Raw genomic sequence first — 25,213 nt, 5'->3', positions numbered from 1 at the left:
ATCAGGAAGGATTGGAAGATTTCCGGGCATGGGACGGGCGTTCATGCCGTACGCCGGAACGCCATGCCTCCGTGCGGTATTTGGATGCCAGCAATTCCGCCACACGGGCGTTCATGCCGGGAAAAAGCTCCGCTTCCACGGACAGTGAATGTTCCTCCGCCAGGCGGGAGGCCAGCTTCTCGTCCCAACCGGAGAGGAGGGAGCAATTCTGGATGCTGCCCTGGTGGAGAACGCCGCCGCGGACTCTCCGCTGCCCGCCCCCGGCCAGCTTCTCTCCGCCGGGAAGTACAAGATCACTCGTCACGGGGCTGGAAAAACAGGCGCGGCCTCCGTCGGGAGCGTCTCCGTCCAGCATCACGCACTCCACGCCGCAATCCTTCAGGACGCGGGCCAGCGCCCCGTGAATCCAGCGGTAAAGCGTGGCGCTGGAAGGCCGTTCCGTTCCGTCGCTGCGGTGCATGGCCAGAGTGAAGGGAATGTCATTCCGGTGGTCTACAATGCCTCCGCCTGTCCAGCGGCGGACAAAATGGAGTTCCTGCGCCGGAAAAATGCCGCGCGCCGTGGCTTCCGCGTCAAAATAGCCGTAGGTCACGGTCGGCCGCGCCCACCGGTACACCCGCAATACGGGCTTCTTCCCCCACTCCAGGAGGGCCTCATCCACGGCCATGGCCTCCTCCCCGCATCTGGCTACCGGATCACGCCACAGCACCAGCTCCGGGAGGGGGGACAAATTGCCGACGACATTTGCGAATCCCGACATATCGTAATGAACAAGTAAATAATGACAGGAGGGGTCCGGGCTGGAGCGGCGCCGGAAAACTCCGCGCCCTCCGGCCCTCAAGGACGGGCCTAGTGGCTCACGGGGAGTGCGACGCGCTGGGTGAACGACCGGGTGTAACGTTCAAAGAACTCCTCCGGAGAGGGCGCGGGACGCTTCTTCTGCCGTATCTGGTCCACCAGGGCCATGCCTTCATCCGTAACCACCGTCATGGAAATGGTCACGGCGGTGACGCGGCCTGACTTCAAATCGTCAATGTTCACGCTGCTCCCGATGATATTCAGCCGGTTGCCGTACACATCCATCTGGGTGCAGGAACCCAGGCGGTTGGCCCCGGTTGTCATGACGGGAACCAGCACGGACGCGCGCTGCGTGGCATCCTTGTCAGACTTGTTGCTTCCGGAATTGCCGATCTTCTTCTGGTAATCCACCTCAAAAATCAGCGTCATTTCCACCACGTTTTCCACCAGGAAATTGGCGGGGATGGTTTCATCCTGCTGATAACGGGTATAAGCGGACCAGAGGTCCTGCTGGCCCAGAAGATTCTGGACGGTATCCTCCGCGCTGATCAAGTTGCGGTACAGGGAATAAACGGGAAAACCGTCAGACTCCGCCGTGGCGTCCTGGTCCAAAATCTGGTCACGGTACAGCAGCTTGTAACCCACGCAGTTAATATCCCCGATGATACGGTCATTCCTCATGTCCATGCTGGACTTGGCAGGGTTACGGTCCGTGGGGGTGGTAAAGAAAATCAACTGGGAGGCATTCGTGATCTTGGCACCTTCCGGCCCCATGGTCATCAGGTTCACGCGGGCTTCATCCAGACCGGAGGAACGGCCTTTTTTCTTGGATGCCGTAGTCTTGCCGGCACGAGAAACCAGGTCGCTGTCCCGCTGCACCAGCATCCATTCAAAGGGATTGCCGGGGCGGAACTGCATGCTCTCAAAATCCTTGGTCATGGTATCCATGGCCGTGCGGGCAAGCGTGGTAGTCCGCACATCCTGGAGCACCCATCTCCAGATATCCACCCCGCGGGAGGTGAGAGCCACAATCACCAGCACCAGCACGGTGGTGATGGTCATGGCGGCCAGAAGCTCAATCAGGGTAAACGCGCCGGATTTGATTTTGGCAAATGTCTTCATGATATTTCAGATGTCTCGGATAATTCCCGTTAACGGCGGAAGGCGAGATTGCGCGTAAAGACGGGCGTCTTCAAATTCTCCCAGGTCACGTTCTGCAAACGCTCGGGGTCCGTATTCAGAAGCTGGAAAAACTCCGCCTGGTACAGGACTTCCGCCCCCCAGGGCAAATTCAGGCCGCCGCCTTTTTCCGGCGTGTAAACGTACAGGGAAGGCTCCGTAATCACCTTGCCGCGGTTGTAGGGATTGTAGATCGTCCCGTACTTGGGCGCCAGCTTGTACCCGTAAGCGTTGGAATCCATGCGCTCCACCACAAGCTGGGTCATGCGCACGGCGAAGACGGGCCCCACGAGCGCCTTGAAATCCTCCCAGCGGTCCTTGTTGTTCGCCAGGCAAACGCCCGTCACTACCGCCGTATTCCTGCCGGGGATGCTGCCGCCTTCCTCCAGCCAGGGCTGGGGCGTGCCGTCCTTGCGGGCGCCTTTGGTCAGGTCAGCCCTGTAATTGTAAACGAGGATGGTCGTAGCGGGCTTGGACGTAAACTCCATCCAGTAAAATGCCTTGTCAAAAGCGGAAATGTATCTGGTGGAGGAAGACTTTCTGGCATTGGGAGCGGCGCGCTCCGAATTGCGGAGCTCCCCGAGTTCCGCCGTCAGGGCGTGAACAATGCGGTCCGCCTCACGGATGGTCAGGGCGGCCTGTACCGTCCTTCTGGCGGGAATGAACATGGCCATGAACACCACGATCAGCACGGCAACTACGCCGATCGCCAGCACCACTTCCGTCAGGGTGAACCCCTTGGCACGAGACTGTCTCATAGAATTGGTCAACATAAAATGGAAAATCCGTTAAAGTATAATTAGTTGGGAATCACCTGCTCCGTCGTTCTCAGCCGGCTGATATTGCCCTTGGGATAAATCACGATGCCGCCTGCCAGGCCCGGCTTGCCGTCCACCATCGGGGAAGGCTTCTCCTCCTTGCCGTTACCGGCGGAACCGGAAACCACCACCAGGCGGGTGGGGGCGTTCGGCTGGGACATGCGGCCCTCCTCGTCAAACTCAATGAAATAAATATCCGTCATCCTGTTGCCGGGAAGATTGACGGTATCCTGCCCGTCACGGCTGGCAAAGCCGCGGGCCACGGACTTTCCGCCCTTGGTCTTTTTGGAACCTTCCAGAAGAGTGCTGTAAGTGGGGCTGATGTAGAACCCGGCGGGAAGCGTCTGCAAGCGGTTGACCAGGTGCCATTTTCCGGTGCGCGTATTCTTGGACATCACGCCCAGGGTGCGCATGTTGCGGGCCTCGTCCTCAGGAGTGCTGACAATAATCAGGCGGCTCCACGTCCCCTTGCCCATGGCGTCCAGCCGGGCTTCCTGCACCATGCCGTCAACCATCTCCACGGCGGACTGAAGGCCCTGCCCCCTGCCCCCGCCTCTTAACATGCTGGCGGCCAGCGCCATCATAGCAACCATAATGGTGATGACGACAATCAGTTCCACCAGGGTAAACCCCTTGCTCCCTGACGAAGAACAGCGTGACGCCGCTCCGGAATGCTTGGAAAAATTTCTCATACAGATAATGCAGGATTGAACAACGATTTTTGGCATGCTACCCGTTTCACGCGGGCACGGCAATCATTTTTTGAGAAACGGGAATGCCGGATATGCTCCCGTCCAAACAAAAATCCGGCGGGGTTTCACCACCCGATCATTCCCGGCGCCATGAACCATCCGGAAGAAAGGAATTTTCGGCTGATTCAATCCACACAACTCAAGAAGCATAGGGAGGAAAAAGCCCTTGAACCACCTTTGAAAGGCCGATTTTCCAGAGTTCACTCACCACTCCTCCTGCAACCGGATGGCAGGCAACGCTCCCATGATGACCGCAACAGTTTAACGGTTCATCCTTTCTCGGAAAAGAAACCTTAAACAGGAGCAGAGAACCAGCCATCTTCCCCTTCATCCGGGAAAACTGTTCCTTCGTGCCGGATGATACTCCTGTTTCCTCCCGTGATGGACTCCATGGAAGTGGCCTCCATTCTGACCACCCTGTACCGGGAGAAAAATGCCTGTTCCGGCAAAACGGGTTACCGTTATCAGGAAATCGTCCGCAACATTGCCGTAGTGGAACTCCTGTTCGGCACCGGCATCCAGGTATACACCATTTGGTATTTGCAGTTCGAGGGCGAGGGAACGCTGACAATGGATAACGGCATCACCTTCCTGCCCAACGACCACTACCTGCTCGAAAACGAGAAGTTCCGGCTATACTATAAGCCGAAGAGCGACGAGGCGCACAACTTCATCGTAGTAGTTGAAGACAATTTCGACAATTCCTACGAATTGGAATTTGACTTCAATAATCGGATCGGGAAGGACGACCAAACTGTTATCCCCATCGGCAATTTCAAGCCACTGCCATGATGATGCGTGTTTTCATGGCAATGTTCTTTTCCTTTTTGGTGGTCTGTTCCGTGTCTGCACAGGACAGCCGTCATGAGGGGACAAACGGGCAGGCGGCAATCTACCGCCTGCCATCTTTCGAGCGTGCAGTGCGCTGCACGAAATACTTTGAGGGCTGGCACTCGGAGAAACACCATTTGTATGTAGGATGGGGACACAAACTCTTGCCGGGCGAAAGGTACTCGGCACGCACCATAACTAAAAGGCAGGCGGATGCGCTCCGAAGCAAAGACCTGCGGAAGTTCTGCGCGATGTTCCGGGAATTCGGGCGTGACAGTCTGCTCCTTGCCACCCTCGCTTACAATGTCGGACCATACCGACTTTTGGGTAGCGGAAAGATGCCCAAAAGCACGCTGATTCGCAAATTGGAGGCTGGCGACCGGAATATTTATCGGGAGTATATAGCTTTTTGCAACTACAAGGAGAAACGGCACACCATGCTACTTAAACGGAGGAAGGCGGAGTTTACGCTGCTGTATATCCCTTGATATAATTATAAAAGGGGCTGTTAGTTTTGACACAACCCATTTACGTTATTTAGATTCATTGAAAGCAGCCTTAACATTAACATAATCCCACTCCAATTGACCATTCTCTCTTTTTTGCATAGCTCTATGCACACCTCGCCATCGTACTATTTCAGGGCATTTGTCTCGATTTACAACAGTAGAGTTGTAAAATACTATGATTTCCAATTCATCAGAGACTGCCTTTTTACATTCAAAGTCAATATAACTTTGATAATCCACGCTATTACCTCGAGCACAAGAGCAGGTATAGTTATTGTAACTGTCACAATAGTAACAACTACCAGCTCTCAGATTTTTTGTGTGTTCACCAACGATCAAGACAAAAGTCTTAGATTCATTCATGCGATACGCTAATGATCGTTTTATTGAACACTTCAAACTTGTATCTCGAGCTTGTGTTAAGTCGTGGGCATCAGAGAATGATAGACCATACTTACTGCTATTATTCCAATAATGCAGCATTTTTACAGCCTTATCATCATGATCCCAATCACCAGCAATATAAGTTTTAGTACGGCTCATGTTAAAAATGTTTTTTTATGTTATATAAATCAATTTTTCTGATAGTATCCTCTGTTAGAACGATTGTTACAGGTTTACCGATTTGCGTATCAGAATATTTTAATGTACACAAGATACATCTTAATAGTTGTTCTTCATTCTTGTCACTATTCCCGGCTATTCGTGTTATTCCTCCTCCTATTAAAGGTAGAGAAATTGGATAATATGCGTAAGCACGGCTAATCTCTTTCCACATAGTTATGAGACATGATTCATATTCTTCATGAGTTATTCGAGCCTCATTCTTATCAAAATGAGTAAGAGCCAATAGCATATACCTATTATCCTCATTCTCAACATAAGGAATTATATTACCGAGCGGATAACATACCCTATTATGTTTTGTTCTACTCTTCAATACACCAACATAACTTTCTATCTCCTGTTCTACATTCGATATATCCGATACGTATTGGTTGAGAAAAATTCCATTTAAGGATTTTTTAGCAATTACGATGTCATCAACTTTTGTATCATAATATTCATTAAACGGTATTACTCTCCAACCATTAGTCTTAAATAAATCTCCAGTAGTTATCGTAACGTCAATATTTCGGATTTTAATTTTTAAATTCTTTGAATTAATTAATCCTTTTGTTATCCCAACAATAAAACATATCAAAAATAGAGTTCCTGCGATAATTATGAGCTTTATGCCCCAAGAAATAGAATCATCAAAATCTTCTAACGAAAGACCAGATATTGCTGCAATAGTTTCAATAGCAGCAACAATAGAAATGGCAACAGTGAAGCTGTCAATCCACAAACTTTTATTTAGTAATTTCCTTATGATCATTAATGTTAATGTTCAAAAAGAAAGCGTTATTATAATAAAAGAAAATCTCATTAAAATTCGAAAAATATTTCCAAATTTTCGACTATATTTTAAAATACTGCCATATTAAATAGTTATTAATTATTTGAACTGGTAATGCTAAAGAATAGTACTACAAATTTCACTTTTGTTAGAATATTATTTTTTTAGATTTTTGCAAATGTATTTTTATGTTACGAAAATATCAATTTTATCAATTAAAAAATCTAACAAATATTTATTGCGTATCTTTTTTATAATAAATCATTATTACCTACCTCAATTCTACCCATACGCCGCGGTGGTCGCTGGCTTGGCGAGAGGGGGGAGAGTCAAGGATGCCCATGGGGGGCTTGCGGCCAAGGCGCTTTTTCAGAGTATTGTTGATGAAGAGATGGTCAAAGGAGTGGTAGGTGTCACCGTCTTCGTAGTAGATGGTCCAGGTCTCTCCGCGGGAATCCCTGGGTTTCAGGCGGTTTAAACGATATTCCGTTTTCGCCGGACCCTGGATGACCTGTACGGCGCTGTCCGCCGGGCCGTCATTGAAATCTCCGTACAAAAGGAGTGGCATTCCGTCCTGGGAGGCGATGACTTTATTCAAGTAGTCCCGCAAGGCGTAGGCCTCCCTGCGCCGCGTGTCTTCCGCAGAGCCGTCGCGGCTGAGGCGGGATTTCAAATGAATGCCCATCAGGCGGAAGAGGCGCCCATCCGGCGTTTTCACCGTGGCGTCCAGAATGCCGCGCAGCATTGTTTTTTTCCGTTTGGATTCTCCCGGTACAGGCATGTCCGTGACGGAACGGTTGTCCACGATGGGATATTTGGAGAGGAGAGCCAGCCCCCGGTCTTCTCCGTTCCGCATGACCAGCACCTTGTGCGGCAGTTGAATGCCTTTTCTTTTCAGCCGCATCTGCAAGTCGCGCACGGCGGCTTCTCCACCCATTTCAGACAGCCCCACTATTTCCGCCCCGGATTGCCGGACCAGTTCCGCCAGGGCTTCCCGCGCCTCCACGGGCTTGTATTTTACCTGGAAGTTGCTTCTCCGCGGGTCTTCCGGAACAAAGTAGTTGCCCGCGTTCATGGTCAGCATCCGGACAGGCTCCCCCTTGTCCGGGATTTCCACTTTTTCCGGAACAGATGACTGCCGCGCTTCCCCCGGCTGGGCAGGGACGGCCTCCGGCATATCCAGAAGCGGTTTCCATTCCGTCAGCCCGTAGCCCAGCACCGCACATAGTACAATCAGGGCGGCAATGACGGAGGATCCCCTGCGTTTTGACGTTTTCCTGATCATGCCCGTTGTCTTGAAAGATTTTCTCCATGGAGGACGTAGTGAATACAAAGGTCCAGCCTCGTAAAATTTTCAGCTTATTACTCGGCTTTCACTTCACTTTCATCCGTAATTCATGATAAACCATGAATGTGCCTCCATTGCAACCCCAGAACGAGTCCCAGCCTGACGAACAGTCACTTTCCCAATACGCGGAACATACCAGGAAAAGCCTGATTGCGCGCCTGGAGAATTGGGAGGACCAGCGCACGTGGGATGAATTTTACCGCACCTACTGGCGGCTGATTTATTCCGTAGCCCTGAAGGCCGGTTTGAGGGAGGATGAAGCCTGGGACGTGGTGCAGGAGACCATCCTTTCCATCGCCAAGCAGAGCAAGAAGAATATTTACAAGCCGGAACAGGGTTCCTTCAAGCTCTGGCTCTGGAATATGACCCGCTGGCGCATCAACGACCAGTTCCGCAAACGGAAGAAGGATACGGCCATGCTGATGAGTCCGGACGCCACGGAGACCCAGGAGCATCCCATTGACAAGATTCCGGACGAAGGGAAGAATAATTTTGACCAGGTGTGGGAACGGGAGTGGCAGAATAACCTGCTGCAGGCGGCTCTGGAGCGCGTCAAGGCGAAGGTATCCCCCAAGCAGTTCCAGATTTTTGATTACTACGTGCTGCGGGAGTGGGATGCTGCCAAAGTCCGCAGACAGCTTGGCGTCACCATCGCCCAAGTGTACCTGGCGAAGCACCGCGTGGGGAGCGCGCTGAAGAAAGAGCTGCAATTCCTTCAATCCCAGGAAGAAGAGAAGGAGAGGTAGCCGCGGGCGCCTGCGCCGGGATTGGAGCATTTCCTGCTTTTCCCCTGCCGTCCGCCTTTTCAGGAATGATTCCTTTATTTTGCCTCTTGCCAAGGCAGGCGTTTTGTCGTTAGATAACGGCAACTGCAATGCCGCCCTCACGCAACAGACATTCCGCCCAGAAGGTTTTTACCTGGGATAAGATCAAGATGGCCCTGGCGGCGGCGGAAGAGGGTTTTTATATCTGGAATATCAAGACGGGCGTCATCCATTATACGGACCGCTGCCTGACGATGATGGGGGCCAGCCGCAAGGAGAAGGCTCCCAATATTTTTACCCAGCCGGAGCTGACCATCCATGAGGAGGACCAGGCGTTCTTTTCCCAGGAGGTGCGCCGTTATCTGGACGGCCATTCCCACATGCCCATGCGCATTGAGATCCGGATGAAGAAGCTCAATTCCAAGAGCTGGAGCTGGGTCCGCATCAACGGACTGGCGCGCAGGGACAAGCAACGCCGCCCCGTCATGCTGGTGGGCGTATGGGTGAATATTACCCGGCGGAAAACGGCGGAGCTGCGCGCGGCGGAGGACAGGGACCTGTTCCACACCCTGATTGAGCACATTCCGGACAGCATTTATTTCAAGAACCGGGAATCGCGCTTCGTCCTAGCGAACACGGCCACGGCCAATAAATTGGGCGTCCCCACCCCGGCGGACCTGACGGGCCGGACGGACGGTTACTTTTTCGATCAGACGATGTCCGATATTTCCCGCAAGGAGGAGCTGGACATTATGGCGACCGGACGCCCCATCCGCGCGCGCCTGCACCATGAGACATGGCTCCACAAGGATGATTCCTGGAGCCAGATCAGCAAGTTCCCGTGGTATGGCCGCAACGGAGACCTCAAGGGCATCGTGGGCATTTCCAGCGACGTCACCAAACTGGTGAAGACGGAGATCAAGGCCACGGAGACAGCCCGCATTCTGGAAGAACGGAACAAGTCCCTGGAGAAGGAAATAGATTTGGCGCGGGAAATCCAGTTCGCGCTGCTTCCGTATGAGATTCCTTCCCGCTCCCATACGGAACACGGCCTGACGCGCCATGTGGATTTCCACCACATTTTCACTCCTTCAGAAGGGGTGGCGGGCGACTGGTTTGATGCCTTTCCCGTGGGCAATTCCGGCGTAGGCGCCATCGTCTGCGACGTGATGGGCCACGGCATCCGCGCCGCCCTTATCGCCTCCATGCTCCGCGGCCTGATGGAGCAGTTGTCCCATCTGGCGGACAATCCGGCGGCGTTCCTTACCTCCCTGAACCACCAGCTGGCCAAGATTCTGCAACGGGCGAACACCACCATGTTCGCCTCCGCCGTTTACGTTTACCTGGACCTGGAAACCGGCGTCATGACCGCCTCCACGGCGGGGCATCCGCACCCCATCATCCTGGGGCCGGACGGCGTTGCCCGCAAGATGCCCTTGCCAAAGAGCATCGCCATGGGCCTGCTGGATGACGCCACCTACCAGAACGCCCAGTTCCCGCTGCTGGCAGGTTCCCGCGTCCTGATGTATACGGACGGCCTGACGGAAGCCGCCAACCCGGAAGGGGAGGAGCTGGGCGTGCACAGGCTGATTGATTATTTCAACAGCTCCTCTCCCAGGAGCACCAAGGATTTCGTGCACCAGGCGCTCACCTGCGTGGCCAAATTCACGGGCTGCACCAATCAGGCGGACGATATCTGCATGCTGGGCATCAGCTATTCCGAGCACGAGGAAAAACCCGGTCACTGACGGGCGCACGCGGCAAGGAGCCCGCAAGCATTGTCCATCCCCGCCAACGGCAAGGGGAAGTCATGTTGTTCCGGGGCTTTCTTCCGGGGAGAACCTGAAGTTGCGCCAGAACGGGACGCTCAGCATCCAGACGGAGAAGAGGGCTTCCAGCCCTCCCGCCATGATGATCGTCGTGGAGACTCCCCAGGCATCCACCACCGCGCCCCAGCCCATGGCAGCCAGGGGCTGCACTCCGATGGTGACAATGCTGAACAGCCCCAGAATGGCGGATTTGCGTTCCGGAGGGGCCAGAAGCTGCACGGCGGAAGAGGAGGTCACGAAGAGGGAGGATGTGGCCAGCCCGGCAAAGAAAAAGCATACGGCCTGTATTTCCACCACGGGGATGATGCCCGCCACGCACAGCGCGCTTCCCATCCACAGCGTGCCTGAGGAGAGCTTGGCCCCCACCCTGTCACTTTTGCGCGCAAACGGCAGGACAAAGAGGATGCTGACCATGGCCCCGGCCCCTACCGCGCCCAGAATGAGGCCGGTATTCCGGGGGTTCCCGTGCATCAGCGCCGGAACAATCTGGTAAAGGGACTGCCCGCAGATGTTCTGAATCAGCGCGCTGATCATGATGAAGAGCAGGCTGCGCGAGGAGAGGACGGCCTTGAGCCCGGAGGCTTTCCTCCCGGCTCCGCGCTGTTTTCTGGGAGCGCAGGCATCCGTGATGCGCCCTTTCAGGGAAACCAGGCAGCCAATCAACGGCAGGCTTGCCACCACGTTGCCGCCAAAAGCGGTTCCGGCCCCCCATTCCGCAATGATGTATCCGGCCAGTGCCGGGCCTATGGCGCGGCAGGTATTGAATACCAGAGAGTACATGCCCACGGCTTCCTGCAATTGCCTGCGGGGGATCAGGTCTCCCACAAAGGCCTGCTGCGTGGGGAAGCCCACCGTCTGGTTGACGCCCATCACCAGCCCGGCGGCATACAGGTGCCATAGCTGGAGCATGCCAAGAATCGTGAGCAGAAACAGGCCGACAGCCACCAGCCACTGGACGCACTGCACGGCAATCAGCAGTTTTCTGCGGTCAAAGCGGTCTCCCAGCCCCGCCAGCAGCATGCCGCCCAGAAAGAAGGGGAGCGCATTGAGCGCCGCCAGCAATCCTACCGCCGTAGCGGAGCCGCCGGAAATTTCATAGACGAGGATGCCCATGGCCGTGACCTGCAGCCACATCCCGATCAGGGCGGCTGCCTGTCCGGACCAGAAGATTTGCAGGTTCCTTACCTGAAGGGGCTTGAAGAAGCCCAGCCAGTCATTCAGCCATTTCATCAGCCCCTTCATCGTAGCCCCCTCCGCCGGAACCGTCCAGACGCGAGTGCGGCAACGCTCCCCTCCTCCTCCTCTGGGTTCCGTTTATTCCCCAGCCGTGTAACAGGCCGGGTAGTCCTTGGAGGGCAGCCACACGGGGAGGTTTTTCATCCTGTCCATGGCGCGTTCGGAGACAGGCATGCGCCAGATTTTAAAGAAAGGCCCCATGTTCTTTCCCGTGACTTTGGAGAAAGCGCTCATGACCCATTCCCATTTCTTTTCATCGCTCAGCTTGCCGTTGTCATACGGCTTGTCATGGAACTGGAGGGCCACTTGCCGGAAGGCGTCAAAGCCCAGGTAGTACATCAGTTCCACCCAGAAGAAGAGCTGAACCTTGTTGGGCGCTTCATTGTAGGTCTGGCCGCCGGAGAAGTATTTTTTCATCTCCGCGCTCATTCCGTACGGCCCCATGCCGCCACCCCAGCAGGATTCAAAGTTTTTCCCGGTTCCCATGACTTCACAGACCATGGAGAAGATGTTGACGGAGACTTCCGTCTGCCCCTCCATCGTAAACGGGGGGGACTGGTGGTTATGCCCCAGTTCATGCCACAGCCCCCAGCTTCCGGACTGGATGATGGAGCCGCTGGCTATGGAGTCCGTCCAGTCCTTCGTGCCCATGGCGGGGTACCCGGAATGCCCGGCCCCGGCGGAAATCTGCCTGTCCACGACAAAGCGCATGGGGTGGTGCAGGCGGTCCGGCTTGGTGTCCCACCCCATGATCCAATCCTGGAGCCCCATGTTTTTTTGCAGGAATTCAGCCGCTTTCTGAACGTCCGGGCACCGTTTCAGTTGCTCCAGGGGCATCGTGACAATGAGGCGGGGCATGGAGATTTCCCCCCACGGCGCCCTGGCGTTTTCCAATTGCGCGGCCCATTGTTCCGGAGTGGTTTTCCCCATGATGAACAGGGGCGCCGGAACGGCTCCGGAAATCTGCACCTTGAAAACTTTCCCGCGCTTTGAACGCTGGCCCACATTCACGTATACCAGGCCGCCCATCGGGTTCGCCATTTTCACGCGGCCCCGGTCCGCCGGAACCTGCATGGTTATTTCCGGAACCCGCTTCCATTCGTCCAGTTTTTGCAGGCTGTCCGTATGGCACCCTATGCGGACGCTGATGGAGCTGTCCTTGGGCGCGCCGGACAGGGAGAAAGAGATTTCCGCCCCGGGAGGCGCATAAAGCCCCGTGCTGTGCCAGCCGCCGATGTTGGAGTCTATCTCCACCGTACGCCGGACAAGCTGGGCGCCATCTTCCGGAACGCCGGGGAAATCCTTTGCCGCCGGGCAGGCCTTCAGCCCGGAGGGCTTGGCGTCCTTCCATTCACGGCACTTTTCCAGAAGCTCCTGCATGCGCCGGGCATCATTCCCGCTCTTCCACGGGGCGGCGCCCGTGGGGAATTCCTCCATTCCCGCCATCTTTTCAGCTTTGTCCCATGACCAGGTTTCCAGCGGCTTGTCCGCATCCATGGGGATTTCATCCTTGCTGGGGGTGGCGTAGACGGAAAGCTCCGGCATCACGTTTTTCACGGGCAGGGGGAAGAGCCCTTCCGGTTCCTCTTCCTCCACGGGAACGGGCTCCTCCTGCCTGCGGGCCTGTTCCTCACGCTCGCGCCGTTCGAGCTCCTCCCTCCTCTGTTTCTCCCTTTCGTCCTGTGCCGCCTGCTCCCGGAGCTTCCGGGCCGCTTCCGCGGACTCACGGGTTTTCTTCTCCATGGCCGCATCCCTGGCCTTCTGAGCCTCCTGCCGTTCCTTTTCCTTCTTTTCCCGGATTTCCCGCTCCCGCTTTATCCTCTGCTTTTCAGCAGCTTCCCTGGCCGCCTTTTCCTTCACTTTGCGTTCCGCCGCCAGTTCCCGGGCCGCTTCCCTTTTCTCCACATTATCCCGGTACAGATAATACCCGGCCCCGGCCCCGCAAACCAGCAGCAGCACTAAAAACCACCCCACGGCGGAACCTCTGAATACATTACGGGAGAAAGAAGGATTGTTCATGTGATCGGAACTTGGAATGAATCGTCATCATTTCCTCATTGCAGGCATTCCTTGTCAATCTGATTCTTCCTTTTCCACAGGCATTTTTCATGGAAGAATACGCCAAAGCGGCTGCCAGGGATCAGCCTCCCGCGCCCGGTCTTCAGAAGTCCGCTTCCGGAATATCCGTATTCATGCGGAAATGGGGGAGCGCCCCGTGCATCAGGCCGTCCAGCACGCCGCGGGTGCGCGGTTCCGGGCTGATGTATCCATGGCCGCAGGCGACCATGGCTTTCACCTCCGCCGCCGCATTGGAGGGACAGCACCGGAACGCCTCCGGCAAATGCCGCATGGCGTCCAGGTCATTGTGCCCGTCTCCGAAGATGGCGGCACGGACGGGCGGCACGCCGAACCGGGAAGCCACAAAAGCCAGCGCGGTTCCCTTGTTATAGTCACGGTGGCTGAAGCGCAGGTAGGGTCCGGCACGCTGCGTCACGATTTCCTCATACGGGCCCACCCTGTCCCGGATGACGCAGGAGACGTCGTCCAGACCGCAGGCGTCATTCACCACCAGGGAAAAGGCGTCATTGTCCTGCCTCCGCAGCTCCAGCCCGGAAAAACGGCCTTCCAGATGAGCCATCAGCTCCTCCAGCATGCCGCCGTAACGGCTGAACAGGTCATCATGGGCCACCGCGCAGGCGTCATTCCACGGAAGTCCGGGCATCAGCCTTCCTTCCGCGTCAGCCAGATGCACGTTGCGCTCCATCGTGACCGTAAAGTCCGGGGCAAACGCCTCCGGGTCATCATGGAACAGGTCCATCAGCCCTTCCCTCAAGTAAACGGGGTCCCGCCCCGTATTGATGCCCCACAACGCTCCGTACCGTGCACGGAGTTCACGCATGATGCTGAAAAACACGCGCCTTTCCTCCGCGGGACCGCCCATCGTGAACAGGGTATCGTCAAAGTCGAAGGAAAAAAGGTACCGGGCCTGCTCCGGCAACGGGAGAGAGCGGACCGGCAGAAAACGCATCAATTCCATTTCAGGCCAGCCCTCCCTTCACCCCGGCATGGCTTTCCGCACGCACAACGGGTTCCGCCAGGGGAATATCCTCCTCCACCGGCTCCGCCGAAGGGATATGCTCATCCACGGGCTCTGCGGACGGAATGGTTTCCGGAACAGGTTCCGCCTGGGGAATGTCTTCCTGCCGCGGCCGGGGCTGCTCCGGACGCGCAGGAGCGGGGCGCGCTGCCGGAACGGCAGACGGGGGACGGGCGGCGGGAGCCTTCCTTTCTGCGGAGGAAGCGGGGACTTTAGCCCGGGCCCCCACTCCGGCACGCACCTGGCGGGCAATCGGAGTGTTCATGTCCACGGCATACGTGGCGGGCAGGCTTCCTGCGGGAATTTCCTCTCCCGGCTTGCGCATGTGGATTTCCACCCTGCGGTTGGCCGCCTGCGCATTCTGGTCACCCCTGGTGGAGACCACCGGACGGGAAGCCCCGCACGCGCGGATGTACAGCCTGCTTTCCCCGTTCGGGCGCGTCAGGGCAATGCCGTTATCCTTCAGCCACTGGCGCACGGCATTAGCCCGCATCAGGGAGAGCACGGCGTTGTATTCTTCAGAACCGAAGCTGTCCGTGTGCCCTTCCACAATGAAGATCGTATCCGGATTTTTCATCATCAGCCCGGCGAGCTGGAGCATGCTGAGACGGGCGGAATTTTTCATCACCGCCTTGTTGTATTCAAACAGAAGGTCCGCGCCCAGCCTGCTGTATCCGCTGTCTTTCCCCAGGGAAGACTGGGCCATCAACTGGGAGAGGGACTTGCTGCCGTCCGGCAGGTGGGAATCGTCCTGGCCGCCCGCACCCTTGAGCTTGTTGTTATACCATTCGTCCGGGTTGACCATGTCCGGCTCCGCCGTCTTGATCGTCGCCGGGCTGGGAGAGGTTTTCAATGCCTCCGGGGGAGAAGGTTCCGGCAGTCCCTGCGCGATGGCCTTCATATCCACCTGCGGCATTTTGGGGGAGAGGGATTCCGGCACGGACGGAGCTACCGGATCAGCGGAGAAGCTGGTTTCCCCGGGAGCGATCACCACGTCTTCCAGCACCATGTCCTCCAGATCCGGCAATTCCGGGGGGGTATCCTGAAGCTGCTCGATGTCCGGCGTTTCAACGGCTTCCGCCACCTCCGGAGCCGGGCGGTCATCCGCTCTCAGCACAATTTTCTCAGGCACGGGCATCCGGTCCGCCGGAAGCGCGGGCGCCTTATGCACATGGATGCCCAGGTCAAACCAGCTCAGAACGATGAAGCCCAGGTAGTGCACCAGCACGGCGGCAAGAAGGGCGCCCACCGCCACGGCGGCCAGATGGCGCGGCGCAGGCAGGATGAAACGGCTGCGCCTGCGGCGGTTCTCGCGGAGTTCACGGGTGTTTTCCTGATTGGCACTCACGGGATCATCAGCAAAGGGGAAGGCCCGGTTCATGAACCGGAAGGCGCCGTGCCCGTAGCGGGCGCACTGTAGGATTCATGGGACAACACCCTGGGCATGGGCATGCGCGTATTCTCGTGAATCCATTCCGCAATGCCAGCCTGGAGCTCGTCATCCCCCGCGTAGACATTGACCTTGTAGGTTTTCTCAAATTTCTCCCCCTTCTTTCCTTCAATGGAGTGAAGGAAGGTCCGTTCCCGGGTGCCGTAGGGCTCCCCTTCACGGATGGATTCATACAACTGTTTTTTCTCGTTTTTCAGGGAATCGTAAATGCTCAGGCAGTCCTCCAGGGTGGAGAAGAAGTACTGGTTCGTACAGACCACCATGACCGGATAATCCAGCTTCAGGGCGTCATCCACCGGAGCCACGTCAAACGTGCTGAAATTGGCCCGCCAGTCCACGCCGGCGTCCAGAAGCCAATAAGCGGCATAGCAGAGGGGTTTGCCCCAGTCCTGCTCCATCTCCCGCACAGCCACGGTTTTAAGGGACGGGAAGCAGTCCATGCTGACCATGCAGCGGATGCGCGGGTCTTCAGACGCGGCTTTCAGCAGTACGGCGGCGCCAAAGCCCTGCCCCACGGCGGCCACGGGCGGCAGCCCCCCCTCTTTCCGGGAGACGGCGTCCAGCAGAGCCGTCACGTCCGCATATTCCTTCAATCCGTAGGTGCAGAATTTCCGGGCGTTATCCTTCCCGCGCGGATTCCATACCAGGCACGTGTACCCGGCCCCGGTCAGGCCTTCCGCCAGCGGCAGGGAACCCTTCACCCCCTGGTCCCAGGAAGTGGCTATCACGACCAGCTCCGGCTTTGCCTCCAGATGCGGCATGTTGCCGCGCAGCTTCAGGGCATCCCGCACGCGGCTCTGGCGCGGGGACAGGGCCTCCGGACGACCCGGACGCACCAGATAGCCTTCAATGGCCGTGCCGTCCGCGGAGACGGCCTCCACAGGCTCCATCGCCAGGGAATCCGCCACAGGAGAATCGGCAGCCTCATCCCCGCCCACGGGAACGAGCAGCGGGGTGGACACATACCAGGCAAACCACACCAGGACGCCCACCGCCGCAAGAATGAGCAGAAAAAACAGTTGAACAAGACGTTTGAACATGAAAAGACGGTGCCTGCAAGGCAGTTATCGGAAAGGTTCTATCCCATCCTGCTTACGTTGACAACCCCCAACTTCTATCAGGCTAATATCCTCCGCCATCCTGCCGCACCCTCCCGGCGGCCAAATAACGCTTTATTTCCCTTCCCCGATCTGGCATCCTTACCCCACCTTCCTTTTTCATGGCAATCCAGGCCCGACATTTCCGCCAATGGTCCGCGTTCCTCCTCCTGCTTGCGCTGGGAGGAACGGCGGCCTGGTTCCTGATGCCCCGGGAGTGGTCCCAGATGCAGTGGGAGATTCCCGGCACGCCGTCCGAATATCCTCTGGCCCAGCTCCTGCGCCCGTGGCTCATCCTGGTGGGGTGTTTTCTTCCGGCGCTGGGCATGTTCCTGTACAACCGGGCGGGCATCATGGACAGGTACGTGGCGCGCACCTGGTTCACGGCCTTCATCATGTGCACGGCCATCCTGACGCTGATTTACATCATCGGGGATTTTGCGGACAACGTGGGGGACCTGATGAACCTGGATTCCCCCCTCGCAGGCACCTTCCGCTTTTACCTGAGCCAGCTGCCCATGATCCTGAACCTGATCCTTCCCTATACGCTCCTTCTGGGAACGCTCTGGGCGCTTACCAAGCTCTCCTCCTCCTCGGAAATCACGGGCATGCTGCAATCCGGAAGGTCCCTGCTCCGGATCAATGCCCCGGTCATCATCGGCGCCGTGTTCGCGGCCATCTATTTCGGTATCTTCGGGTTCCACTGGGCGCCCAATTCCACGCTGTACAGGAAACTCATGTTCTCCTCCCTGAGCCAGAACAAAAATGACGACTCCTCCCGCAGCTCCATTTACAAGAACGATGCGGAGTCCCGCATCTGGTACCTGGGCAATCCTCCCGGCATCGACTCCCCCGGAGAACCGTTCAGGCAGGTGCGCGTGGAACAGTTCAGCGCGCCCGGCAAGATGGAATACGAGCTGTTTGCAGATGAGGCCTCCTGGGACCCGGCTTCCAGAACATGGACGTTCCGCCATGCCATCAGGAGAAATTATTCCCAGGAGGAGCCCCGGCAACTGAACGACGTGCCCGTTTTTGAAGGCCTGGAGTACCGGACGCTGAAAGAGCAGTATTCCGAAACTCCGTGGCAGCTGATCTCCCCCAACGTACGCGTGGACACCCAGGGAACTCCCGCCCTCCAGGAAATCCTCAAGGCCGGCACCATGAACGCCAAGTACCTCAGGAGCCTGCAAACGGAATGGCACGTCAGGATAGCCCGCATGTTCTCCTGCATCATCCTGACATTCATCGCCATCCCCTCCGCCATCACGTTCCAGAGGCGGTCCACCATGTCCGGCATCGGCATCGCCCTGTTCCTGGCGGCGGCCATGCTGTTCCTGTATGAGTTCTTCCCCACCCTGGCCTCCGCAGGCTACCTCCCCACCTGGCTGGGAGCGTGGATGCCCAACATCATCTATACCATCATCGCCATCCGCCTGTTCCAGACCAAGCTGGCCCACAGAAGCTTCATGGAGATGCTGAAAGGCTTGAAAAAGACGCCCGCCCATGACCAACCCTGACCATCCTGTCGCCGTCCAAAAAGCCCGCGAACTGCTCCGGCAGGCAAAAGCCGTGATTTTTGACTTCGACGGGCTGCTGGTGGATACGGAGTACGCCATTTATTCCTCCTGGGAACGCGTGTTCTCCTCCTGCGGCCATTCCCTGCCCCTGGATCTGTTCAACCAGTGCCTGGGCAGCGGCTACACCCACTGGAACCCCGGAGACCATCTGGAACAACTGACAGGACGCACCTACGACTGGGAAGACATCAACGCCCGCAGGCAGGAGGAAATCGTCCGCGACCTGGAGCACGCCGGGCTTCTGCCCGGCGCGTGTGAACTCATCCGCCGCCTGGCGGCAGCCGGAACGCCCATGGGGGTGGCCTCCAGTTCATCCCACCGCTGGGTGGATGGCTGGCTGAATAAACTGGGCATCATGCCTTTTTTCCAAACCGTCGTCTGCCGTGACGACGGCCTTCCCGTCAAGCCGGACCCGGCCCTGTTCCTGAAAGCGGCGGAAAACCTGGGCGTGCCGCCCGCACAATGCCTGGTGCTGGAAGACTCCCAGAACGGCACCACGGCTGCGTTCCGTGCAGGCATTCCCGTCATCTCCATTCCGAACCGGGTGACGGAGCAAGCGGATTTTTCCCAGGCAACCAGCAAAATCCGTTCACTGGCAGAGCTTCTTTAGGAATCCGCTCCTTCTTTTCCCTGTTCTTGCTTCTTGACGGAATTCCCTCCATGCCTTATGTAAGGAGGATGGCTTCCCAACGCATTCCATTATATCACTACCGGGTCAAAGACAAGATTGTGGGCCCCGTCTCCCTGGCGGACCTCCATGCCCTGCTTACTTCCAAGAAGATTCTCCCTGACACCATGATCCGGGAGGAGAATTCCCAGGGCTGGATGCCGCTCACGGCGGAACTGCGCCGGCATGAGCGCCTGGCGCGCCTCAGGGCCTCCGCATTCATGCTTTCCTGCCGGCCGCCCAAAAGCTGCCTTCTGTTTTACATTATTGCCCTTCTTCTTCTGGCGTGCGGCGTGGCGCACTCCATCATGCTCCGCTCCATTCTTTACATGGAAGTGCTGTTCATCCCCGCCACGGCGTTTTTCATGGGGAAGGTGCTGATGTACCTGCACCTCCTCACCGGGGGCATGAGGAAGATGCCCGCGGAAGAACCGGAACGCTGACCGGGCGGGAAATGTTCCCTGCTTTAAATCAAGCTCTTCCGTAGTCCCCCCCTCGGCCCCGCAGGACGCTGCCCCGGAAGCCTGAAATGAAAAAACCACCGGAACCCTGACGGTCCCGGCGGTTTAAAATTTACCGTGCAGGAGAATTACTTGTTCAGCTCCGCAACGGCCGCTTCCAGGCTGGGCACGTCTTCTATGGAAATGACCGTGGCATCCTTGCAGATGCGGCCCATCATGCCGGCCAGCGTTTTGCCCGGCCCCAGTTCAATGAACAAGCGGTGCCCCTGATCCACCAGCTTCTGCATGGAGGCCGTCCAGCGCACGGAACCGCATACCTGGTGTTCCAGCACGTTGCGGATGTCGTCCGGGCCTTCCACCACGCGGGCTTCATAGTTGCAGTAAACGGGCATGGAGGGCGTGCCGAAGGAGACATTCTTAAGTTCCTCTGCCAGTTTCACCATGGCGCTGTGCATCAGGCGGGAGTGGTAGGCGCCCGCCACGTTGAGCTTCTTGGCGATCTTGCACCCGGCGGCTTTGGCTCCGGCAATGGCCTTGTCCACGCCTTCCTCCGTGCCGGAAACGACCGTCTGGCCCGGGCAGTTGAAGTTGGCTACGTCCACATCGCATTCCTGGGCGAGCTTGATGACGTTTTCATCCGTCCCGCCAATCATGGCGGCCATGGTGCCCTTTGTGGCGTTGCAGGCTTCCTCCATGAAAGCGCCGCGCTTCTGGACCAAGCGCAGGCCTTCCTCAAAGGAGTAGGTTCCAGCGGCGGCATGTGCCGTGAATTCACCCAGGGAAAGACCGGCAGCGGCCACGGGGTTCAGGGAAGGCACCAGTTCCTTCAGGACGGCCAGGCAGGCCAGGCCGTGCACGTAGAGAGCGGGCTGGCAGTTGCAGGTGCGCGTCAGTTCTTCGCCGGGGCCTTCAAACATGATGGAGGAGAGGGATTCCCCAAGCGCCTTGTCCGCCTGCTCAATCAGGGCCCTGGCGGCAGGATACTGGTCATACAAATCTTTACCCATGCCCACTTTCTGGGCACCTTGTCCGGAAAACAATAGTACTGCGTCCATAGTTAAGGCGTGAATTATACCGTTCCGCGGAGAAAGAAGCAAGAGCGATCTTGACGCCTTAATCCGGGCTTAAACACCTTACGTTCAATGTGAATAAAAATCCGCCCCGGTCTCAGCAGGAGGCCGGGGCGGAGGGTTAAACCGGATGGTTCAGGAGAACGGCCTTAGGCCGTGGCTTCCGTGGTAGCGGGAGCTTCTTCCTTTTCAGCCGTTTCACGGGGCAGATCGATGATTTCGATCATGGCCACGAGAGCGGAGTCCGTGAGGCGCTGGCCCAGCTTGATGATGCGGGTATAACCGCCCTTGCGTTCCGCACAGAGGGGAGCGATTTCATCAAACAGGCGCTTGACGGCGGTCGTGTTATGAATGGTGGCGGTAGCCAGGCGGCGGGAGTGCACGTCACCGCGCTTGGCAAGCGTAATGAGCTTTTCCACGTAGGGACGGAGGGCCTTGGCCTTCGCCAGGGTGGTGGTGATGCGTCCGTTGAGGATGAGGCTGCATGCCTGGTTGGCGAGCAAAGCCCTGCGGTGAGAAGCGTTGCGCTGAAGCTTGGAGGTTTTTACACCGTGTCTCATGATGATATTTTTCTATGTGTGTTGGTTTTGTGAGATTTAGTCGTCGTCGTCTTCGATGTTGGCGGCAATCAGGTCTGCCAGGCCCACGGGGCTTTCCTCTTCCAGACCCAGGCGCGGCTTGGCCTGCGGCACGGGGCCGGTAAGCAGGGAGGGATCCACCTGGACGCCCAGGGAAAGGCCCAGTTCCAGCAGCTTGTCCTTGATCTCGTTGAGGGATTTTTTGCCGAAGTTGCGGTACTTGAGCATTTCGCTTTCGCTCTTCATGGCGAGCTGGCCAACGGTAGTGATGTTGGCGTTGTTGAGGCAGTTGGCGGCGCGCACGGAAAGCTCGATTTCGTTGACGCTCATGTTGAGCAGCTTGCGCAGGCGGGCCGTTTCCTCGTCCTGGACGGCGGAAGGCGCTTCTTCAAAGTTGACCTGCTTGTCGTCATAGTTGACGAACACGTCCAGGTGGTGGCGCAGAATGGCGGAGGCCTGGAGCATGGCGTCTGCCGGGGCAATGCGGCCGTCCGTCCAGACTTCAAGCGTCAGCTTGTCATAGTCGGTCATCTGGCCCACACGGGTATTCTGAACGGAATACTTCACACGGGTGACCGGGGAGAAAATGGAGTCGATCGGGATCACGCCGATGGGCATGTCCGGCACCTTGTTTTCGTCGCCGGTGGAGAAGCCGCGGCCGACGCGCACCTGGAATTCACATTCAAACAGGGTATCCTGGTCCAGGGTGCAGATGATCTGATCGGGGTTGACCACTTGGTAGGTGGTGTCGTCGGCGATGTCGGCGGCGGTCACGACGCCCTGCTTGTGCACGCGCAGGGAGAGCAGGCGCGGTTCCTTGCCGTTGTGCTTGAACTTGACTTTTTTCAGGTTCAGCACAATTTCCGTCACGTCTTCCACCACACCGGGCAGAGAGGAGAATTCATGCTGCGCGCCGGCGATGCGGACGGAGGTGATGGCGGCGCCTTCAAGAGAGCCCAGAAGAACGCGGCGCAGGGAGTTGCCGAGCGTGTGGCCGTAACCGTTTTCAAACGGTTCCGCGACGAAGGTCAGATGATTCGCATCATTCGGGTCTTCAATTTTTTCCAGACGGCTGGGGACTTCAAAGCGGGCCAGCGTGGTCACGGCCGTTTCTTCTGCAGTAGTGGTTTCGTTTTCCGACATAATCGTATGTAATGTACCGGGTTTCCCTCCAGCACGGGCACGGCGGAGAACCCGCCTGAAGGACCTACGGCATGTTTTGGAAACGCCCGTGCGGGGAGCAATTTAACGATCTGTTTTCAACAATCAACTCTTTTCATGTCCTCCCGCAAATTTTCTGTGACTTAACGTGCGTCATCTGGCATAGTGGACGCAAACCTACACAACAATTGCATGAAGCATCCTGATTTTTTGGACAATAGGGATTTCACGGGGGAAGACCAGCGGCGCCCGTCCACCATGTCCATGGACAACAGCTACCAGGCTCTGGAAGGAATCGTCAAAAAGCTCTCCGAGGTAGCCTCCACCCGGCACGATCCCCGCTACCTCCAGGAATATATCAAGACGGGCATCAACATGGCGCAGTCCGCCGCTTCCGACCATGATTTCACCGTCCTGATCCGCTCCGGGCGGGAGATGTACCGCGCCAACTGCGTTTTTGCGCCGTACCGCCACATCCGCAAGATTTCCGTTTTCGGCTCCGCCCGCATCAGGGAGGACGAGCCCGCCTATGAAACGGCGCGGGATTTTGCCAGGGAGGCCAGCGACCAGGGTTACCTGGTCATTACGGGGGGCGGCCCCGGCATCATGCAGGCGGCCAATGAAGGCGCCGGGGAGGAACGCTCCTTCGGCCTGAACATCACCCTGCCGTATGAGCAGACCTCCAACCACGTGGTGGCCCACAGCGACAAGCTGATCAATTTTTACTATTTCTTTGTCAGAAAGCTGAATTTCGTGGCGGAAAGCGACGCCATGGTGGCGCTCCCCGGCGGCTTCGGCACCATGGACGAGGTGTTTGAAACCCTCACCCTGATCCAGACGGGAAAGGCCACCATTTACCCCGTCGTGCTGCTGGACTCCCCCGGCAAGACCTTCTGGCTGAACTGGCTGGCCTTCATCCGCGTGGAGCTGGTGGATTCCGGCCTGATTTCCGAGGATGACCTGCACCTGATCCACGTCACCAAGAACCCGGCGGAGGCCATGGAGCACATTGACCGGTTCTACCGCATTTTCCACTCCTACCGTTTTATCAAGGATACCATCGTCATCCGCCTGAACACGCACCTGCCCGCCCAGTGGGTGGAGCATCTGGAACGGGACTTCCAGGACCTGATCCTGCCCGGAGGAAAGATGGTGCAGACCGGGCCCCTGCCCGACGAGGCGGACGAGCCCCATCTGAACCGCCTGCCCCGCCTCGTCTTCCCCATCAAGCGCGGCAATTACGGCAGGCTGAGGCTGCTGATCGACCGCATCAACCAGACGCCCAGCAGGACTTATTCCCCCCCGTCCCATGTCTGAAGCCTTTCCCGCGTGGCTGGTTCCCCTGGTCTTCGGCCTGATGGGAGCGTGCATAGGTTCCTTCCTGAACGTGGTCATTTACCGGGTGCCCCTGGGCATTTCCGTGAATGACCCGGCGCGTTCCTTCTGTCCGGAATGCGGGGAACCCATCCCGTGGTACCTGAACATCCCGGTACTGAGCTGGCTGGTTCTCAGGGGAAAATCCGCCTGCTGCGGAACCCCTGTCAGCTTCCGCTACTGCCTGGTGGAGCTGCTCACGGCCCTGCTCTTCGCGGCCATGGGATGGAAGTATGCGGACGCCTCCGCGGGGGCCGCCGTCCTGCTTTGCGCATGGAGCGCCATAGCCATCGTCATCATCTTCATTGACGCGGAGCATCTGATCGTCTTCCGCACCCAGACGCTCATCGGCGCCGCGGCAGGGGTGGGGGCCTGCTCCCTTTATCCTTTTCTCCTGCCGGACAATGACGTCATGACCTGGACGGACGCCTTCACGGCGGCGGTGCTGGGAGGCGCCGCCGGATATGCCGTCATCAGGCTGGTGATTGAACTGGGCAAGCTCCTGTTCGGGACCTGGAAGCAGCATTTTGACGCTCCGGCCCCGTGGAGCCTGAGGGAACCGGAATCAGAGCAGGAGGAATTGCAGCTCATCATTGACGGGCAGTCTCATGACTGGTCCATGCTTTTCCACCGCGCCTCTGACAAGGCCGTCATTTCCGGAGGCTCCGTCACTATTGACGGGAACGTTCTTCCGCCCGGCGCCGTCACCCTGCGCCAGGACAGGATAGAGCTGGAGAACGGTGACGTTTTCCAGCTGGAAGACCTGGAAAGCGTGGAGGGGAGCCTGACGGATATTCATGCGCAGCGGGAGGCCATGGGGTCCGGAGACGCGTGGATTCTGATGATGGCCGGATGCGTGGGCGGCTGGCAGGGCGCCGTGTTCTGCCTTTTCATCGGCTCCCTGCTGGGGATTGTGCAGGCAGTCATTTCACGCATGGGTTTCGGCCGGAATCTCCCCTTCGGTCCCGCGTTGCTCAGCGCCGCCTTCATCTGGCTGCTGGGGGGCGACCGGTGGTGGCTGGCCTATATCCGCTTCATTTCCGGAGAATAATTTTTTCCGCATGACACGGCTGTAACCGCAACCTTCCGGGATTGCGGTCTTTTTTATCAATCCCTTTCACTCTCAGCCGTTTTCCAATCCGGCGCCAAAGCCGGATTGACGGCAATGCCCTAGCCTGTTCCGGCGTCCCTGCCGGAGGCGCATACGTTTTTATTTTG

At 57.5% G+C, this 25,213-nt stretch carries 24 protein-coding genes and 1 pseudogene; 10 read left to right on the top strand and 15 right to left on the bottom strand.

The features are described from left to right. Position 1: 1 nt before the first annotated feature. The 4 genes from ABGM91_RS08220 to ABGM91_RS08205 form a co-directional block, all read right to left on the bottom strand. Complete coding sequence (locus tag ABGM91_RS08220) at positions 2–760, bottom strand: hypothetical protein (RefSeq protein WP_354831290.1); 759 nt, start codon at positions 758–760, stop codon at positions 2–4. 89 nt (positions 761–849) lie between these two features. After that, entirely contained in the window at positions 850–1,920 is a 1,071-nt protein-coding gene (locus ABGM91_RS08215; protein ID WP_215429940.1) for a prepilin-type N-terminal cleavage/methylation domain-containing protein, read from the bottom strand. 29 nt (positions 1,921–1,949) lie between these two features. Continuing rightward, a complete protein-coding gene (locus ABGM91_RS08210; protein ID WP_215429941.1) occupies positions 1,950–2,735 on the bottom strand; it encodes a prepilin-type N-terminal cleavage/methylation domain-containing protein in 786 nt (261 codons plus the stop codon). Positions 2,736–2,776: 41 nt separating this feature from the next. After that, entirely contained in the window at positions 2,777–3,487 is a 711-nt protein-coding gene (locus ABGM91_RS08205; RefSeq protein ID WP_215429942.1) for a prepilin-type N-terminal cleavage/methylation domain-containing protein, read from the bottom strand. A gap of 15 nt (positions 3,488–3,502) precedes the next feature. On the opposite strand from ABGM91_RS08205, the gene ABGM91_RS08200 reads away from it, so the two are divergent. The 3 genes and pseudogenes from ABGM91_RS08200 to ABGM91_RS08190 all read left to right on the top strand — a co-directional run bounded on the left by ABGM91_RS08200 (position 3,503) and on the right by ABGM91_RS08190 (position 4,866). Further along, positions 3,503–3,844: a hypothetical protein gene (locus tag ABGM91_RS08200; protein WP_354831286.1), complete on the top strand. Its 342-nt coding sequence runs from the start codon at positions 3,503–3,505 to the stop codon at positions 3,842–3,844. A 228-nt stretch (positions 3,845–4,072) separates the two neighbouring features. After that, positions 4,073–4,339, top strand: a pseudogene (locus ABGM91_RS08195) (TraQ conjugal transfer family protein); the annotation flags it as partial. Continuing rightward, positions 4,339–4,866: a lysozyme gene (locus ABGM91_RS08190; protein WP_354834843.1), complete on the top strand. Its 528-nt coding sequence runs from the start codon at positions 4,339–4,341 to the stop codon at positions 4,864–4,866. The pseudogene ABGM91_RS08195 and the gene ABGM91_RS08190, both read left to right, overlap by 1 nt. Positions 4,867–4,911: 45 nt before the next feature. Here the strand turns inward: ABGM91_RS08190 and ABGM91_RS08185 are convergent, their stop codons facing one another. The 3 genes from ABGM91_RS08185 to ABGM91_RS08175 all read right to left on the bottom strand — a co-directional run bounded on the left by ABGM91_RS08185 (position 4,912) and on the right by ABGM91_RS08175 (position 7,571). After that, positions 4,912–5,430, bottom strand: a complete 519-nt coding sequence (locus ABGM91_RS08185; RefSeq protein WP_354831284.1) for a molecular chaperone Tir — start codon at positions 5,428–5,430, stop codon at positions 4,912–4,914. A 1-nt stretch (position 5,431) separates the two neighbouring features. After that, the gene (locus ABGM91_RS08180; RefSeq protein WP_354831281.1) at positions 5,432–6,265 is read right to left on the bottom strand and encodes a macro domain-containing protein; all 834 of its coding nucleotides are present in this window, start codon (positions 6,263–6,265) and stop codon (positions 5,432–5,434) included. A 292-nt stretch (positions 6,266–6,557) separates the two neighbouring features. Next, entirely contained in the window at positions 6,558–7,571 is a 1,014-nt protein-coding gene (locus ABGM91_RS08175) for an endonuclease/exonuclease/phosphatase family protein (RefSeq protein ID WP_354831278.1), read from the bottom strand. 122 nt (positions 7,572–7,693) lie between these two features. Here ABGM91_RS08175 and ABGM91_RS08170 point away from each other — a divergent pair, with 122 nt between their 5' ends. Beyond that, a complete protein-coding gene (locus ABGM91_RS08170) occupies positions 7,694–8,380 on the top strand; it encodes a sigma-70 family RNA polymerase sigma factor (RefSeq protein ID WP_102714435.1) in 687 nt (228 codons plus the stop codon). Between the two features lie 128 nt (positions 8,381–8,508). Beyond that, entirely contained in the window at positions 8,509–10,146 is a 1,638-nt protein-coding gene (locus ABGM91_RS08165; protein ID WP_354831275.1) for a SpoIIE family protein phosphatase, read from the top strand. Positions 10,147–10,206: 60 nt separating this feature from the next. Here the strand turns inward: ABGM91_RS08165 and ABGM91_RS08160 are convergent, their stop codons facing one another. The 5 genes from ABGM91_RS08160 to ABGM91_RS08140 form a co-directional block, all read right to left on the bottom strand. Continuing rightward, positions 10,207–11,457: an MFS transporter gene (locus ABGM91_RS08160; RefSeq protein WP_215428768.1), complete on the bottom strand. Its 1,251-nt coding sequence runs from the start codon at positions 11,455–11,457 to the stop codon at positions 10,207–10,209. 84 nt (positions 11,458–11,541) lie between these two features. Next, the gene (locus ABGM91_RS08155) at positions 11,542–13,482 is read right to left on the bottom strand and encodes a M60 family metallopeptidase (protein WP_354831272.1); all 1,941 of its coding nucleotides are present in this window, start codon (positions 13,480–13,482) and stop codon (positions 11,542–11,544) included. A gap of 142 nt (positions 13,483–13,624) precedes the next feature. Beyond that, positions 13,625–14,491: an HAD hydrolase family protein gene (locus tag ABGM91_RS08150; protein ID WP_354831269.1), complete on the bottom strand. Its 867-nt coding sequence runs from the start codon at positions 14,489–14,491 to the stop codon at positions 13,625–13,627. Between the two features lie 10 nt (positions 14,492–14,501). Then, positions 14,502–15,908: an OmpA family protein gene (locus ABGM91_RS08145; protein ID WP_354831266.1), complete on the bottom strand. Its 1,407-nt coding sequence runs from the start codon at positions 15,906–15,908 to the stop codon at positions 14,502–14,504. A 29-nt stretch (positions 15,909–15,937) separates the two neighbouring features. Next, positions 15,938–17,050, bottom strand: a complete 1,113-nt coding sequence (locus ABGM91_RS08140; RefSeq protein ID WP_215428772.1) for an alpha/beta hydrolase — start codon at positions 17,048–17,050, stop codon at positions 15,938–15,940. A 179-nt stretch (positions 17,051–17,229) separates the two neighbouring features. Here ABGM91_RS08140 and ABGM91_RS08135 point away from each other — a divergent pair, with 179 nt between their 5' ends. The 3 genes from ABGM91_RS08135 (at position 17,230) to ABGM91_RS08125 (ending at position 19,794) form a co-directional block, all read left to right on the top strand. Then, on the top strand, positions 17,230–18,624 hold the full coding sequence (locus ABGM91_RS08135; RefSeq protein WP_215428773.1) for an LptF/LptG family permease: 1,395 nt from the start codon (positions 17,230–17,232) through the stop codon (positions 18,622–18,624). Continuing rightward, on the top strand, positions 18,611–19,294 hold the full coding sequence (locus ABGM91_RS08130; protein WP_354831263.1) for an HAD-IA family hydrolase: 684 nt from the start codon (positions 18,611–18,613) through the stop codon (positions 19,292–19,294). Before ABGM91_RS08135 ends, ABGM91_RS08130 begins: the two co-directional genes overlap by 14 nt. A gap of 68 nt (positions 19,295–19,362) precedes the next feature. Next, entirely contained in the window at positions 19,363–19,794 is a 432-nt protein-coding gene (locus ABGM91_RS08125) for a DUF4339 domain-containing protein (protein WP_215428775.1), read from the top strand. 146 nt (positions 19,795–19,940) lie between these two features. Here ABGM91_RS08125 and fabD read toward each other — a convergent pair whose 3' ends face one another. From fabD to ABGM91_RS08110, 3 genes are all read right to left on the bottom strand, one after another. Continuing rightward, complete coding sequence (fabD, locus tag ABGM91_RS08120) at positions 19,941–20,867, bottom strand: ACP S-malonyltransferase (protein ID WP_215428776.1); 927 nt, start codon at positions 20,865–20,867, stop codon at positions 19,941–19,943. A gap of 164 nt (positions 20,868–21,031) precedes the next feature. Then, the gene (gene rplQ, locus ABGM91_RS08115) at positions 21,032–21,442 is read right to left on the bottom strand and encodes a 50S ribosomal protein L17 (protein ID WP_102714457.1); all 411 of its coding nucleotides are present in this window, start codon (positions 21,440–21,442) and stop codon (positions 21,032–21,034) included. Positions 21,443–21,478: 36 nt separating this feature from the next. Continuing rightward, entirely contained in the window at positions 21,479–22,603 is a 1,125-nt protein-coding gene (locus ABGM91_RS08110) for a DNA-directed RNA polymerase subunit alpha (protein WP_102714459.1), read from the bottom strand. Between the two features lie 210 nt (positions 22,604–22,813). Here ABGM91_RS08110 and ABGM91_RS08105 point away from each other — a divergent pair, with 210 nt between their 5' ends. Both ABGM91_RS08105 and ABGM91_RS08100 read left to right on the top strand, forming a co-directional pair. After that, positions 22,814–23,938, top strand: a complete 1,125-nt coding sequence (locus ABGM91_RS08105; protein WP_290566674.1) for a TIGR00730 family Rossman fold protein — start codon at positions 22,814–22,816, stop codon at positions 23,936–23,938. Continuing rightward, entirely contained in the window at positions 23,931–25,046 is a 1,116-nt protein-coding gene (locus ABGM91_RS08100) for a prepilin peptidase (RefSeq protein WP_354831258.1), read from the top strand. Before ABGM91_RS08105 ends, ABGM91_RS08100 begins: the two co-directional genes overlap by 8 nt. Positions 25,047–25,213 lie beyond the last annotated feature (167 nt).

Origin of the sequence: Akkermansia muciniphila, from assembly GCF_040616545.1 — a bacterium.
Classification (GTDB): domain Bacteria; phylum Verrucomicrobiota; class Verrucomicrobiia; order Verrucomicrobiales; family Akkermansiaceae; genus Akkermansia; species Akkermansia muciniphila_E.
Note: the sequence above shows the minus strand (reverse complement) of the source record. Positions and strands in the feature narration are given on the sequence as shown.

What these genes read in the sequence shown, in the direction of transcription:
- ABGM91_RS08185 (WP_354831284.1), bottom strand. Translation starts at nt 5,430, where the DNA reads ATGAGCCGTACTAAAACTTATATTGCTGGTGATTGGGATCATGATGAT.
- ABGM91_RS08125 (WP_215428775.1), top strand. Translation starts at nt 19,363, where the DNA reads ATGGCTTCCCAACGCATTCCATTATATCACTACCGGGTCAAAGACAAG.
- ABGM91_RS08135 (WP_215428773.1), top strand. Translation starts at nt 17,230, where the DNA reads ATGGCAATCCAGGCCCGACATTTCCGCCAATGGTCCGCGTTCCTCCTC.
- ABGM91_RS08210 (WP_215429941.1), bottom strand. Translation starts at nt 2,735, where the DNA reads ATGAGACAGTCTCGTGCCAAGGGGTTCACCCTGACGGAAGTGGTGCTG.
- rplQ (WP_102714457.1), bottom strand. Translation starts at nt 21,442, where the DNA reads ATGAGACACGGTGTAAAAACCTCCAAGCTTCAGCGCAACGCTTCTCAC.
- ABGM91_RS08155 (WP_354831272.1), bottom strand. Translation starts at nt 13,482, where the DNA reads ATGAACAATCCTTCTTTCTCCCGTAATGTATTCAGAGGTTCCGCCGTG.
- ABGM91_RS08160 (WP_215428768.1), bottom strand. Translation starts at nt 11,457, where the DNA reads ATGAAATGGCTGAATGACTGGCTGGGCTTCTTCAAGCCCCTTCAGGTA.
- ABGM91_RS08190 (WP_354834843.1), top strand. Translation starts at nt 4,339, where the DNA reads ATGATGCGTGTTTTCATGGCAATGTTCTTTTCCTTTTTGGTGGTCTGT.
- ABGM91_RS08170 (WP_102714435.1), top strand. Translation starts at nt 7,694, where the DNA reads ATGAATGTGCCTCCATTGCAACCCCAGAACGAGTCCCAGCCTGACGAA.
- ABGM91_RS08205 (WP_215429942.1), bottom strand. Translation starts at nt 3,487, where the DNA reads ATGAGAAATTTTTCCAAGCATTCCGGAGCGGCGTCACGCTGTTCTTCG.
- ABGM91_RS08130 (WP_354831263.1), top strand. Translation starts at nt 18,611, where the DNA reads ATGACCAACCCTGACCATCCTGTCGCCGTCCAAAAAGCCCGCGAACTG.
- ABGM91_RS08215 (WP_215429940.1), bottom strand. Translation starts at nt 1,920, where the DNA reads ATGAAGACATTTGCCAAAATCAAATCCGGCGCGTTTACCCTGATTGAG.
- ABGM91_RS08150 (WP_354831269.1), bottom strand. Translation starts at nt 14,491, where the DNA reads ATGCGTTTTCTGCCGGTCCGCTCTCTCCCGTTGCCGGAGCAGGCCCGG.
- ABGM91_RS08140 (WP_215428772.1), bottom strand. Translation starts at nt 17,050, where the DNA reads ATGTTCAAACGTCTTGTTCAACTGTTTTTTCTGCTCATTCTTGCGGCG.
- ABGM91_RS08165 (WP_354831275.1), top strand. Translation starts at nt 8,509, where the DNA reads ATGCCGCCCTCACGCAACAGACATTCCGCCCAGAAGGTTTTTACCTGG.
- ABGM91_RS08175 (WP_354831278.1), bottom strand. Translation starts at nt 7,571, where the DNA reads ATGATCAGGAAAACGTCAAAACGCAGGGGATCCTCCGTCATTGCCGCC.
- ABGM91_RS08100 (WP_354831258.1), top strand. Translation starts at nt 23,931, where the DNA reads ATGTCTGAAGCCTTTCCCGCGTGGCTGGTTCCCCTGGTCTTCGGCCTG.
- ABGM91_RS08220 (WP_354831290.1), bottom strand. Translation starts at nt 760, where the DNA reads ATGTCGGGATTCGCAAATGTCGTCGGCAATTTGTCCCCCCTCCCGGAG.
- fabD (WP_215428776.1), bottom strand. Translation starts at nt 20,867, where the DNA reads ATGGACGCAGTACTATTGTTTTCCGGACAAGGTGCCCAGAAAGTGGGC.
- ABGM91_RS08180 (WP_354831281.1), bottom strand. Translation starts at nt 6,265, where the DNA reads ATGATCATAAGGAAATTACTAAATAAAAGTTTGTGGATTGACAGCTTC.
- ABGM91_RS08105 (WP_290566674.1), top strand. Translation starts at nt 22,814, where the DNA reads ATGAAGCATCCTGATTTTTTGGACAATAGGGATTTCACGGGGGAAGAC.
- ABGM91_RS08110 (WP_102714459.1), bottom strand. Translation starts at nt 22,603, where the DNA reads ATGTCGGAAAACGAAACCACTACTGCAGAAGAAACGGCCGTGACCACG.